Origin of the sequence: Candidatus Avelusimicrobium aviculae (genome assembly GCF_949292495.1) — a bacterium.
GTDB lineage: Bacteria > Elusimicrobiota > Elusimicrobia > Elusimicrobiales > Elusimicrobiaceae > Avelusimicrobium > Avelusimicrobium aviculae.
The window spans coordinates 1-13162 of sequence record NZ_CASEZB010000033.1 but is presented as its reverse complement, the minus strand read 5'-3'; the positions used below and the strand labels follow the sequence as shown (position 1 = coordinate 13162).

General features: G+C 49.6%; 12 protein-coding genes. 2 read left to right on the top strand and 10 right to left on the bottom strand.

Annotated features, from left to right (window positions below; genetic code table 11):
• Positions 1-174: 174 nt before the first annotated feature.
• The 10 genes from ACQY33_RS07105 to hpt form a co-directional block, all read right to left on the bottom strand.
• Positions 175-537 carry a fluoride efflux transporter FluC gene (locus ACQY33_RS07105; protein WP_428075331.1) on the bottom strand — a complete coding sequence of 121 codons (363 nt, stop codon included), beginning with the start codon at positions 535-537 and terminating at the stop codon, positions 175-177.
• A 31-nt stretch (positions 538-568) separates the two neighbouring features.
• Positions 569-1219 (bottom strand): HAD family hydrolase, encoded by a 651-nt coding sequence (locus ACQY33_RS07100; protein WP_428075329.1) that lies wholly within the window; start codon positions 1217-1219, stop codon positions 569-571.
• A 53-nt stretch (positions 1220-1272) separates the two neighbouring features.
• The gene (locus ACQY33_RS07095; protein ID WP_428075327.1) at positions 1273-2166 is read right to left on the bottom strand and encodes an alpha/beta hydrolase; all 894 of its coding nucleotides are present in this window, start codon (positions 2164-2166) and stop codon (positions 1273-1275) included.
• 12 nt (positions 2167-2178) lie between these two features.
• Positions 2179-3066 (bottom strand): NAD(P)H-hydrate dehydratase, encoded by an 888-nt coding sequence (locus ACQY33_RS07090; protein WP_428075325.1) that lies wholly within the window; start codon positions 3064-3066, stop codon positions 2179-2181.
• On the bottom strand, positions 3053-3409 hold the full coding sequence (gene acpS / locus ACQY33_RS07085) for a holo-ACP synthase (protein WP_428075323.1): 357 nt from the start codon (positions 3407-3409) through the stop codon (positions 3053-3055). The genes ACQY33_RS07090 and acpS overlap by 14 nt, the downstream gene beginning before the upstream one ends.
• Positions 3409-5250, bottom strand: a complete 1842-nt coding sequence (gene glmS, locus ACQY33_RS07080) for a glutamine--fructose-6-phosphate transaminase (isomerizing) (protein WP_428075321.1) — start codon at positions 5248-5250, stop codon at positions 3409-3411. The genes acpS and glmS overlap by 1 nt, the downstream gene beginning before the upstream one ends.
• Before the next feature lie 25 nt (positions 5251-5275).
• Positions 5276-5992: a pyridoxine 5'-phosphate synthase gene (locus tag ACQY33_RS07075; protein ID WP_428075319.1), complete on the bottom strand. Its 717-nt coding sequence runs from the start codon at positions 5990-5992 to the stop codon at positions 5276-5278.
• Positions 5989-7341 carry a phosphoglucosamine mutase gene (gene glmM, locus ACQY33_RS07070; protein ID WP_428075317.1) on the bottom strand — a complete coding sequence of 451 codons (1353 nt, stop codon included), beginning with the start codon at positions 7339-7341 and terminating at the stop codon, positions 5989-5991. The genes ACQY33_RS07075 and glmM overlap by 4 nt, the downstream gene beginning before the upstream one ends.
• 70 nt (positions 7342-7411) lie before the next feature.
• Positions 7412-9313, bottom strand: coding sequence for an ATP-dependent zinc metalloprotease FtsH (ftsH, locus tag ACQY33_RS07065; RefSeq protein ID WP_428075315.1), 1902 nt, complete (start codon positions 9311-9313; stop codon positions 7412-7414).
• Between the two features lie 50 nt (positions 9314-9363).
• Entirely contained in the window at positions 9364-9891 is a 528-nt protein-coding gene (gene hpt, locus ACQY33_RS07060) for a hypoxanthine phosphoribosyltransferase (RefSeq protein ID WP_428075313.1), read from the bottom strand.
• 157 nt (positions 9892-10048) lie between these two features.
• Between hpt and ACQY33_RS07055 the strand changes: the two genes are divergently transcribed.
• Entirely contained in the window at positions 10049-11080 is a 1032-nt protein-coding gene (locus tag ACQY33_RS07055; protein WP_428075311.1) for a hypothetical protein, read from the top strand.
• Between the two features lie 303 nt (positions 11081-11383).
• Positions 11384-12958 (top strand): conjugal transfer protein TraF, encoded by a 1575-nt coding sequence (gene traF, locus ACQY33_RS07050; RefSeq protein WP_428075309.1) that lies wholly within the window; start codon positions 11384-11386, stop codon positions 12956-12958.
• The last annotated feature ends 204 nt before the right edge of the window (positions 12959-13162 follow it).

Sequence of the window (13162 nt, the reverse complement as noted above, 5' to 3'; positions counted from 1 at the left end):
TGGTATCGGCAGTGATAAACGCAGTGACTTAATTTGGTAAGTTCCATATTGAGATGGTACTAAATATGAAGATTTGGGGATACACACTCCATCCCTCGGGCTTACGCCCGGGGTTTATTGTGAGCAGTAGTTATAAAAAAGCCCTTCTTAAAGAAGGGCTTTTTGTTTTTCTTTTTAAAAAGGCCTGTGCAGTTTAAACCCACACCAAACAAACAGCAAGCAAACGGTTATATTTAGAAAAACATTTAATAACGCCAACCCGGTTTCTTTCCCGTTTAACAAAGTTAAGGTATCTAGCGAAAAACTGGAAAACGTGGTAAACCCGCCCAACACGCCTACCACCAAAAACAAACGGGCCGGGTGGGAAGGAGAATCAAAATACGGAGCTAAAAAGCCAATCAGCAAACTGCCCGCGGCGTTTACCGCCAGCGTGGCCCAATGTCCACGCCACATAAGCGCCGCCGCGCCCAGCGTTACGCCGTAACGAAGCGCCGCCCCCAAAAAACCGCCTAAACCTACATATAAAAAAGCCGCCATATTGATTTTATCCTACAAAAGCCCTGCTCTGTTATAAAAGCTTTAAAATATCCTGCGCCTTCCCCGCCCAACAGGAAGGGTTATAAGGGGCAAGCTGTTCGCGCGAACGGAACCCCCACAACACCGCGCATGCGCGCAAAGAAGCGTTTAAAGCGGTTTGCATGTCTACATCACTGTCTCCCACATATAATACGGCTTCTTTAGGGGTTTGGGCCGCGCGCAGAATATCAACCACAATTTGCGGATTCGGCTTAACCGGCACATGATCCCGCGCTCCCAATACGCAACAAAAAGGGATTTCCGGAAAGTAATGCTTAATTAATTTTTCAGTGGCGCTGTGGTATTTATTAGAGGCAACCGCCAGTTTAACCCCCCGGGAATTCAATGTCTTTAATACATCCATAATGCCGGGATAAACGGATGTGGCGTCCGCGTTGTGCTTATCATAATGCGCTTGAAAAACGGCACGCATTTTTTCTATATTTTCAGGCGTTTTGGCACCGTCCGGCAGGGCGCGTTCCAACAGTTTGGTAACGCCGTTGCCCACAAAAGAGCGGCATTCTTCCTCCCCCCGCGGTGGGAAACCCAATGTTTTTAACGCATAATTGGCCGAGGCGGCCAAATCCGCGATGGTATCCAAAAGGGTGCCGTCCAAATCAAAAATAACTAACTTTGTATTCATACTGCCCAAATCCTCATATAAAAGCCGCCCTTAGGCGGCCGGTACAAGCGCCGTTATAAATAACGGCGGAAAAAATCGCTCAGGCGTTGTTTGTATTCAAAACCGCCCACTTCCGCGCATTTGTTGTGTTTGGCTCCGGGAACCAGCCAAATTTCTTTGGGGTCTCCCGCGCGTTTAAACAGCAGCTTGGCCTGGGCGGCGGGAACAATACTGTCATAACGCCCGTGAATAATAAGCACCGGCCGGGGAGCAATCTTACCGATATTATATTTAGGGCTGTAACGCTCCGGGTTAACGTGCAAATCCCGCCGGATATAGTGCAGCACAATGGGGATAATGGGGAAGGAAGGCACCTTATGATGTACCCACGCCCAGCGGGAAACCACCCTCCTAAACGAGTAGTAAGACGCTTCCGCCGCCACACAGCTGATTTGCGGGTTGGAAGCCCCCTCGCAAATGGCCACCATTGCCCCCATAGACAAGCCGTATAGTCCTATTTTTTTGCAGGATTCCGGCCGGGTCTCCTTTAAATATTTAATCGCGGCGCGCACGTCCCGCGTTTCCAAATAACCGATGGAACTTACCTTCCCGCCGCTTTCACCCAAAGCGCGGAAATCAAAATACAACAAGTTAAAACCTAAATCGTGCAAAAAATACGTATTCTTTAAAATGTCAGAGCGGTTCATCCCCCAGCCGTGCATTAAAATAATGGTCTTTTCAGCGCCGTCATACGGGATAAACCAGCCCTTGATGTTTACTTTATCTTCCGTGGTAAAATAGACATTGTCATAAGGCATTTTATATTCGTCCGGCCACAGATACAGCGCCTTGCGTTTAGATACCGGGTGCAGTACTTTTTTAGCCGTATACGCACACAGCCACACCAGCCCTAAAGCGGACGCGGCCAAACAAATTAAAATAAGCAATACAATATGCCACCAATGCATTGTGCGTTTCCTTTATTTTAATACTTGGTTAATAGCGTCTGGCAGGTAGTCCAGCAATTCACCGGCCATAACACAATAATCTGTTAAATCTCCGGCGGCCAAATCTCCGCTTAGACCGTGTAAATACACGGCGCAGGCGGCGGCTTTTTGCGCGCTGGCGAAGTTAAATCCTTCCGCCAATCCTAACTGCGCCCAAAAACCGGCCAACAAGCCGCACAGTACGTCTCCCGAGCCCGCTTTGGCTAATGCGCTGCCGCCGGTAGGGTTTTGCCATACTTCATCCCCGGCGCACAAAAGGGTGTTCTTCCCTTTCAACAGGCAGACCGCGCCCGTCTTTTCTTTTAATGTACGCACTTGCTGTTCCCGGGTTTTTTTGTCGCGGGCGATATCGGTTTTCAGCAAGCGGGCCATTTCCCCCGGATGGGGTGTAAGCACGGTAATTTGCTCACGCGGGAAGACGCTGTCCAACCCGCTTGCGGATAAGCGGTTCAGCGCGTCCGCATCCGCCACCAAAGGCAAATGACACTGCTTCATAAAAGGAACCGCCGCCGGAGATGCTCCCAGCCCCGGCCCAATTACCGCCAAACACGGGTTAAAAGCCTTTAGCAAAGCATCCAGCACGCCCAGCGCGCGCAAATCAATCACGCCGTCCGTTTCCGGCAAGGGGAAAGTAATCACTTCCGGCAAAGCGGCAATAGCCGCCGCCTGGCGGCTTTGAGGCAAAGCCAGTACCACCAGCCCCGCCCCGGCTTTTAAAACGCTTTTGGCACACAACACCGCCGCGCCCGTCATGGTATTGGAACCGGCTACCACCAACACCCGGCCGAAAGTGCCTTTGTTGGAATCAGCCCCTCTTTTGGGCAAAAAAGATTTTATGGTCTTACGTTTAATCTCGCGCATTTTCCACCACCGCCGTAGCTACGGCATAATTTTGTGTATGGGACAGACTGATAAAAAACCGCAAACCGGCGCACCTTTCATCATCTATATTAATACGGGGTTCTCCGTCCGGCCCGTTATGTACCGTTATTTTTTTAAAAGCCACTTCGCCAAACGGCAAGGCTTTGTAAACCGCCTCTTTGGCGGCAAAACGTACGGCCAAATGTTCAAAACAATTTTTACGGGCGCGGCAATAGGCAATTTCTTCGGCGGAAAAAATCCGCTCCAACGCGCCGGGCTTTTTGGCAAAATCCGCTATGCGCTGCACTTCCACAATATCCGTGCCCAACCCCACAATCGCCATTATTCCACCGTTACGCTTTTAGCCAAATTACGGGGCTGGTCAATCTCACAACCCAAACGTTTGGCCGTCCAATAAGAAAAGAACTGCAGCGCCACCACGTTTAATACCGGCTGTAACAGTTCCCCAGCATAGGGAAGAATAATGGTTTTATCCACGCTGTCTTTGGCCAGGCGGGCGCCTTCCTGCGTGGTAACGGCTATCACAAAGGCGCCGCGCGCGCGGCATTCCTGACAGGCGGAAAGCATTTTGTCAAACAATGAATCCGCCGGCATAAGAACAATGGTGGGGGTGCCCTTTTCTATAATAGAAATAGGCCCGTGTTTTATTTCCCCCGCGGCAAATCCTTCCGCGCTGCGGTAAGAAACTTCTTTTAATTTTAACGCCCCTTCCAAAGCGATAGGGAAGTTCACGTTTCTGCCTAAAAACAAAAAATGAGGCGCTTTATATACCCGTTTGGTAATATGGCGCACCTCATATTCTATTTTTACGGCGTCCGTCATGAATTTAGGAAGAGTAAGCAGTTCTTTATATAAACTGTTAAAAGCCGCTTCGCTTATGTTTCCTTTGGCTTTGCCCAAAAACAACGCCAGCGCATACAGCGAAGTCAGCTGGCTGGTAAACGCTTTGGTGGAAGCCACGCTGATTTCCGGCCCGCAGTGCGTGTAAAAAGTAGCATCGCACACGCGCGTAAGCGTGGAGGCCAATACATTGCAAATAGCCAACGTCTTAAAACCCAGTTCTTTGGCTTTGCGTATGGCGCCGATGGTGTCGGCCGTTTCGCCCGACTGGCTGACCGCAATAGCCAGCGTACCCGCCGTACGGGGAACGCAGCGGTATTTGTATTCGCTCGCTAAATCCACCGTTACGGGAATGCCGGCAAAGTTTTCAATATAATACTTGCCAACCAACCCCGCATGATAGGCCGTACCGCAGGCAATGATATGCACTTGCTGCAAAGCGCGCAGCTCACGCGTATTTAAATTAAGCAGTTTGCCAAAATCGGTCTGCGCGGTGCGAAGGGTGTCTTCTATGGCTTGGGGCTGGTCATAAATTTCTTTGAGCATGAAATGCTCGTACCCGCCCTTTTCGGCAGTCTTTTGGTCCCAATTAATTTTAACGGGTTTGAGCGGTTTTTCCGCGCCGTTTTTATCCAACAGTTTCACGCCGGTTTCCGTCAGTTCGGCCATTTCGCCGTCTTCCAAGAAAAGAACTTTATTGGTATGTTTTAAAAAAGCGGGAACGTCAGACGCTAAAAAATTTTCCTCTTTTCCAAGGCCCACTACCATGGGGCTTTGGTTTTTCACCCCCAGCAAAAACCCGGGCACCCGCGCCCATAACACGCCGTAAGCGTACGCGCCGGAAATTTCCCCGTTGGTTTTGCGCACAGCGTTAATCAAACGTTCTTTGGGCGTGGCGCCGGGGGCTGTTTTTAAATTTTCCTCAATTAAATGGGCAATGACCTCTGTATCCGTTTCACTTTTAAAACGGTGACCAAGGGAAGAGAGTTTTTCCCGCAAGGTTAAAAAGTTTTCAATAATGCCGTTGTGCACGACAACAATTTCCCCCGTGCAGTCCGTATGGGGGTGGGAGTTTTCCTCACACGGTTTTCCGTGCGTAGCCCAGCGCGTGTGGCCAATGCCGCACTGCCCTTTGGGGTTGGCAAGCAGGGCGGCTTTTTCCAATTCCGCCACTTTGCCTACGGAACGCACCGTGACCAATTTTCCTTCCTGCAAAATGGAAATACCGGCGGAATCATAACCGCGGTATTCTAATTTTTTCAGTCCGTCTATAATAAAAGGGACGCTGTTTTTCTTGCCGACGTAGCCGATAATGCCGCACATAAAAAATCCTCTTTCTGTTTGCTTTTTACATCAGCTCTTTCATTTCTGCCACGGCAGAAGGAAAGCCCACTTCCAGTGAGCGGTTGATAATGGAAAAACCGATATTCATGCACTCCATGCCGCCAATGTCCGCCACGGCCAGCACGTTATCATAATCCAGCCCGTGCCCGGCGTGCACCTTAAGCCCCAGCTCTTTGGCAAGCAGGGTGGAAAGCGCTAAATCCTGCAATAATTTTTGGGCTTGTTTTTTGGTGGTGGCTTCGCTGTAATCGCGCGTGCAAAGTTCCACTATATCCGCCCCCAGTTTGGCGGCGGCGCGGATGTCGGACGCTTCCGGACTGACAAACAAACTTACCTGTATGCCCTTTTTATGCAACGCTTCCACCATTTCCCCCACGCGTTTTTGTACGGCCGGGGTAAATTTTAAACCGCCCGTAGTGGTTACCTCGCCCGGCAGCTCCGGCACAATGCAAACGGAATAGGGTTTATATTTTAAAACCGCTTCCTGCATTTGCGGCGTGTAGGAGCATTCCAAATGAATGTGTTTGCGCAGTTTTTTACACAAGCGGGCCAGGTCTTCTTCCTGGATATGGCGGCGGTCCTTGCGCAAGTGCACTACAATATAATCAGCCCCGCAGGCCAAAGCCAAAAAAGCATAAGAAAGGGGATCCGGAAAACCGGCCCGGCGCGCTTGGCGCAGGGTGGCGATATGGTCTATATTCACCCCTAAAGCTAAACTCATAAGTGCACCTCCGTCTTGCTTAGATATAATCGTTCCACTTCTTGCGCGATACGGGATACCAAAGCCTCGTCTTCCCCTTCCACCAAAATACGCAGTTTGGGTTCCGTGCCGCTGTAACGCACAATAATGCGTCCGCGGCCCTGCATTTGTTTTTCCAACTCAGACACCGCGGGCAAAAAACCTTCCAGCGTGTCTAACGCCGGCTTAGAAGAAACCGCCACCGCGCGCAACAGACTGGGATATTTTTTCCATTGATCGCCAAACCAGCTTAACGGCTTGCCGGATTTTTTGGCGCATTGCAAAAATTGCAATGCGGAAAGGATACCGTCCCCCGTGTTGGAAAACTCCCTAAAAATAATATGGCCGGACGTTTCCCCCCCAATAGAGAGGTTTTCTTTTTCCAACGCTTCCGAAACGTATTTATCCCCCACTTTGGTGAGTTCCACGCAAATGCCGTTTTGTTTTAAATAATTAATACAGCCCAGGTTAGCCATAATGGTAAGCACGGCTTTGTTGCCGTTTAGGCGGCCTTCCTGCTTAAGACACAAGGCGGAAGAGGCGATGATATTGTCCCCGTCAAGCTGGCGGCCGTTTTCGTCCGAAGCGATGACGCGGTCCGCGTCTCCGTCAAAACTAAAACCGGCATAGGCTTTTTCTTTGGCGGTTAAATCCTGCATAAACTGGGTATGCAGCGCGCCGACGCCGCGGTTGATGTTGGTGCCGTCCGGCTTGGCGCCGGTAACTACCAAATCCATGCCTAAATCATGGAATACTTTGGCGGCAATTTTATAGCTGGCGCCGTTGGCGCAGTCCAACACTACTTTGGTGCCTTTTAATAAAGAAGCGTCCACGGTGGATTTTAAAAAATTCTCGTACAAATCAATTAAACTTTCGTCTTCTTGATAGTGGGCTTTAGGGGCCGGAAGCGCCGCGCACGCGTCTATACGAGCTTCTATTTTTGCTTCCAGCGCCTCGGGAAGTTTGGTACCGTGGTTGGTAAAAAATTTAATGCCGTTAAATTCCGCCGGGTTATGGCTGGCGGAAATAACCACCCCGCACAAGCTGCCCGTTTGGCGAACAATATTGGCTACCGCCGGGGTAGGTGCCACGCCTACGCTGATAACGTTTACGCCCGCGGCGCGGATGCCTTTTTGCAGAGCCTGCAGGATAGCAGGCCCGGAAGCGCGGGAATCTTGCGCGATAATTACTTGGTTTTTTAAACCTTCGGCTTGGGCGTATGTTTTTAATTCGTCCAACGCGCACCAGCCTAATTTTTCAATAAAATCACTCGTCAACGGAAATGTACCCGCTACGGCGCGGATACCGTCCGTTCCAAAATATTTTCCCATATACAAGTCCTTGTGCGCGGGGGGCAACGCCCTCCACGCTGGTAATACCCTGCGGCACAAACACAAACGTTTAGAAAAGCTCCGCCTGTTTAGCCTCCGGCTGCACAGCTTTCGGCGCCTTCGGTTGCTCTTCCTGCGGTTCGTCCTGCGCGGGCTTGCCGGAAGAAGAAGCCTCTTTTTCCTGCGGGGGTTCTTCCTGCACAGCGGGTTTCAAGCCCAAAATAACGTCTATTTCCGGCGCTTCCACCACTTCTTTTTCAAGCAGCGTCTGCACCAATTTATCAAACGCGGCGCGGTTGCTTAAAATAATTTCCTGCGCGCGTTCATAAGACGATTTAATCAAATCCACAATTTCCGCATCAATGCTGCGGGCCATTTCTTCCGAATACACTTTATGGCGGGACAAGTCTCTCCCCAAAAACACTTCCCCGTCGTCTCCGTTAGGCAGGGCGATAGGGCCTATTTTATCACTCATGCCCAGCTCCATCACCATTTTGCGCGCGTAAGCGGTGGCTTTGTTCAGGTCATCGCTGGCGCCGGAGGTAATCTCTCCAAACACAATTTGCTCCGCCGCGCGGCCGGCCAATAGAATGCAAATCTTGTCCAAAATTTCAGATTTGCTGGTTAAGAACTTGTCTTCCAGCGGCAGCTGCAGCGTATACCCCAACGCCTGCCCCCGGGGGATAATGGTTACTTTATGAACCGGGTCAGAATGATTGGTTAAGCGCGCCACCACGGTGTGGCCCACTTCGTGCGCGGCAATAATTTGCTGTTCTTTTTTAGAAATGATGCGGCTTTTCTTTTGCGGGCCGGCTATGACGCGTTCCACCGCTTCGTCCAAGTCCGCGCGGTCCACGGCGTCTTTATCGGCGCGGGCGGCCAAAATGGCGGCCTCGTTAATGACGTTGGCCAAATCCGCCCCCACAAAACCGGGCGTGCCTTTGGCAATGGTTTTTAAATCCACATCTTTGGCAAGTTTCACTTTCTTGGCGTGCACCCCCAAAATTTCTTCACGCCCTTTTAAATCCGGAGCGGGCACGGAAATGTGCCGGTCAAAACGGCCGGGGCGGATGAGGGCCGGGTCCAACACGTCCGGGCGGTTAGTGGAAGCCATCAAAATAATGCCTTGCTTGCTTTCAAAACCGTCCAACTCAATAAGCAGCTGGTTGAGGGTTTGTTCGCGCTCGTCATGCCCGCCGCCGATACCGGCAAAACGCCGGCGGCCCACGGCGTCCAGCTCGTCAATAAAAATAATGGCGGGGGAGTTCTTTTTGGCTTGGTCAAACAAATCGCGTACGCGCGCAGCGCCCACACCCACAAACATTTCCACAAATTCAGAGGCGGAGGCTGAGAAAAACGCCACGCCCGCTTCCCCGGCTACGGCTTTAGCCAACAGCGTTTTACCCGTACCGGGTGCGCCGTACAAAAGCACGCCCTTGGGCAGTTTGCCCCCCAATTTTTGGAATTTTTTGGGATTTTTTAAAAATTTGATAACGTCTTCCAGCTCTTCTTTGGCTTCTTCACAGCCGGCCACGTCTTTAAATGTAACGGTTTGCTGGGAAGGATCCTGCATTTTGGCTTTGCTGCGGGCAAAATTCATGGCGCTTTTTCCGTCGCTTCTTTGCGGACGGATAAAAACAAACCACCAGAAACCGATCAACAGCACAATCCATAAAATGTTAAATAAAATATTGCTCAGCCAGCTGTTGTCCTGCTCGGCCTTGAATTTAATTTTACCGGCGGAAAGTTCCTCCACCAGTTTGGGGTCTTCCATACGAACGGTTTTGAATTTGGAGAAGTCTCCCTTTTCGTTTTTATACAAACCGCTGATTACGCCGGGGGCCACCGTTAAGTCAGACACTTCCCCCAAAGCCACTTTTTGTTTAAACTCCGAATAATCCAATATGGAAGGTTTTTCCCCCGGATTGTTAAAAAAGAATACGGCCGCCGCAAAAATAACTATCCAGACCATAATCTGGCCCACGGAAACAATTCTGCGGTTATTTGTGTTTTTGTTTTTCATTATTTCTTAAATACCCCAATATACGGTAAATTGCGGTACAGCTCGTTATAATCCAAACCATACCCGATTACAAATTCATTTTCTACGGTAAAACCCACATATTTCGGGTGGATATCCGCTTTGCGGTTGCAGGGTTTATCCAGCAAGCAGCAAATTTCCAGGCTGGCCGCGCCGCGGCTTTTTAAATTGGCGGTCAAGTAGTCCAGCGTAAGCCCCGTATCCACAATGTCTTCCACGATCACCACGTGGCGGCCTTTAATGCTTTCGCGCAAATCCAGCATGGTGCGCACCTGGCCGGTGCTGTTTGTCCCCGCATAGGAAGAAAGGCACATAAAATCCATATTGCAATCCACGCTGATGTTTTTCATCAAATCGGCATAGAACATAATGCACCCGCGCAAAATACCTACAAAAAGCGGCAGTTTGCCGCGGTAATCGGCCGAAATTTGACGCCCTAACTCAGCCGTGCGCTGCGCCAGTTGTTCTTCAGAAAATAATATGCGTTCCAAAACGGGGTTTTCAGGCATAAGCCCTCCAATAGAAAATATATAATACAGGATACCTTTTTTTTGCCCGCCAGAAAAGGGGGGCCACCCCTTTACAGCATATGATGAGTTATAAATATGGAAAGTTCGTTTAAAAAGACTATAATATATATAATATGAAGATATTACTCTATACTTTTTGGCTCTACTCATAAACAGTCCACTGTGGGCCCAAGCCGGCACAAACCAGCTGGAAAGTATTTTGCGTACTCAAACACAAAAAGCCCAACAAAAAAGCGAAACCCTTTCCCTAAATCAGGTATTGGAACAATTACAAAATGAGAAAATTTCCCACTTGTCTTGGCAGGAGTTTTTAAAACAAAATGAACATGTAAAAGAAGTGGAAAAAGCTTCTACTAAGTTGGAAAACCATTTATTAAACAACCAGCTGGGAACCCTTAAAGAAGACGCCAATTCCAACCTTTTTTATCATGCGCTAGGGCTTCCCCCCTACTCCCAATTAATAAAAGGACAAAACACCATTTTTATTGCGGAATCCATTAACCATGAAGCGGCTTCCTCTATTGATCACGCGGCAAATATAATCCGAATTATCCGAAAGGAAAACCCTCATGCCCGCATTTTGTTAGCCAGTGAATTTTTAAACTGGCTGGGAGATGAAGCGCCCGGCCTGTTAAAAAAGGCCGGAGAAAAAACAAATCTGTATATCTCAGAGGGTTATATGCCGGTTTTTCGCGCGGCCGACCAGGCAAACATAGACCAGTTAGCCCTTGATGATTTCATCTGGATAACGCAAGAAAAAACATCTATTGTGAAGATTGGACCTTTTGCCGTCTATGCCTCGCCAGAGGACAAAGTGCCCTCTTTAAACCTAGCGCAAGATAAACTGGAGGATTTGGCCTTGTCTACCTTGAACTTAGTCAGCGTATCCCCTTGGGGAGTGCGGGAACGCAACCGCCAATGGGCACGGCGCATTAACGCGCTGCGGCCGTTTTATGACATCATTATCGTCCACGCCGGGGACGGACACATCGCCGCGACCTATTCAATGGATTTAGCCCCCATGTTGCATGTGGCAGATTACTTGTTAATTTCACTGCTTCCGATGGAACAACTGCCCGAAAATAAAAAAATCTTTTATGAAAACAGATCCAACATAGCCGAAACAAACGGGCTGTGCCAAGACGGCACCTGCTATGGACTGGAATAAATAAAGCTTCAGACCAAATATCCTTCTTTACCCAAGAAATGGACAACGCCAAAGATATTTTTTGGATATACCCCAACGAAGAAGCGGTTAAAAAACTAAACGCCACACAAGAACAGAAAAAACTAAAAAAAGCATATCCTTACTCTACCGACAAAAACTTGCTTGTGTTTATAAAATAGCCAAAGGGGTTCCTAAAACAGGAACCCCTTTTTATAGAGCTTTCATCATGTGAATATCTTTCCTTGCGCCCCAACATGCTATTTGCTATGATATCTCAAATCTTAATATTTATAAGGAGAAAAAATGAAACGGTTTTTACTGGCCGTACTGCTTAGCGCAAGCGCTTTTACCTTAAACGCACAGCCTTGGCAAATGGTGGGCCCCAGAGCGATGGGCATGGGAGGCGCCGGGGTGGCTACCGCATATGGGGCAGACGCCCAATATTGGAACCCCGCCGCTTTAAAAGATACGGACCAAGAAATACAAAACGTTTTGCTTAGCGCCGGTCTGCAAATGGAAACAACCAAAGACGTAATGAACGCCTTGGATAATTTAAACGATTTGTCCGACCGCTATAAAAATTTATCCGATAAAATATCCTATGGCGGCGCGCCCAACGCGCAGGATATTTCCACTTTATTTGAGGGCTTGTCCGACATTTCAGACTTAACCAAAAACAACCTGGGCGCCGTAGTAGGGGCGGACGCCGGGCTGGGAATAAAAATTAAAAACTTTGCCGTATCCGTACGTTCTTTAGGCACTATGGGCGTGACGCCGGTTATTGACACGGTCAATGTGGGCTTAGGGAATCAAGGCGGCACCGCCGGTTTGAATATTAGCGACAGCACAGCACTGCCCGCGGAAACAGACAGCCAGCGCGCCGCGCAAATACTGGCCCAAACCATTACGGACACCAACACGCTGGACGCTATCAATACATTACTGCAAACCAATTACGCCTCCGCTGCCGACATGGCAAACGCTTTCATCAATACCGCTTTAGGCGCCGGCTCCTCCGCGCAGGAAGTGCTATCCGCCGCGCAAACGGCCGCCTCCAATTTGCCCAACGCCGCCGATATTATCCAAACCGCGGCGCAGCATAACGGCGGCAACGGTTATGAACAAAACGAAAGCCGCGCCATGGCGGATTTAGGCCTTTTCTCCGAAATCGCTTTAGGGTACGCGCAGGAAGTCATACCCGGTTTGCAAGTGGGCGGGAATTTAAAACTGATTGAGGGAACCATCGCCCAAACGGGAATTTTGGTTTTGCAAGACGACAAGTCCCTCTCTGACGTAGCCAGCGACGCGTGGGACAACAAAAAAACCTCTGCCCAGCTGGGGGTGGACCTGGGGGCCAAGGTAAATCTGTCCCGCCTGACGGACCGGGAAATACTGTTTAACCCGGTAATCGGCTTAACGGCGCGCAACATCAACTCCCCTAAATTTGACAGGCCGGGCTTGCCGCAAGGCATACCGGACGCTATCGCCCAAAGCTGGCAGACGGGCGACTACAAATTAAAACCCCAAATCCGCGCCGGCATAGCCATAGAGCCGCTTCGTACGCTTGTTTTGGCGGCCGATTTGGACTTAACCGAAAATGAAACGGCTATCGCTAACTTTAAATCCCGCCAGCTGGCCATCGGCGCCGAGTGGGACTTTGCCAAAGGCAAAACCTTCAGCTTACCGTTAAGAGCCGGGATTAATAAAAACTTGGCAGAGGCTGACTCTTCCATGTATTACACATTGGGCTTAGGATTTAAGATAGCCCGCTTCCAAATGGAGTTGGCGGGAGCCATAAGCTCGGAAACGGCAGAAGTGGAGGGAGCTGACGTTCCCGCCTCCGCAGGGGCGTCGTTCTCCTTAGGATTCGTCTTTTAGTTTGAACAAAAACCCCGCTTTAAGCGGGGTTTTTTATGTGACAAAATTTTACTTAATCTGTTTAAAAAAATATCCCCCGGCGTAGCCGGGGGTTTTTCACAATACGGGCATAGCCCTCACTCTACTAGCTACTACTTTAAGTAGTTTCCACTACCTGTCATTTGCGTCCCCTTACATCTAACGGGTTCGTGTCAAACGGAAGCA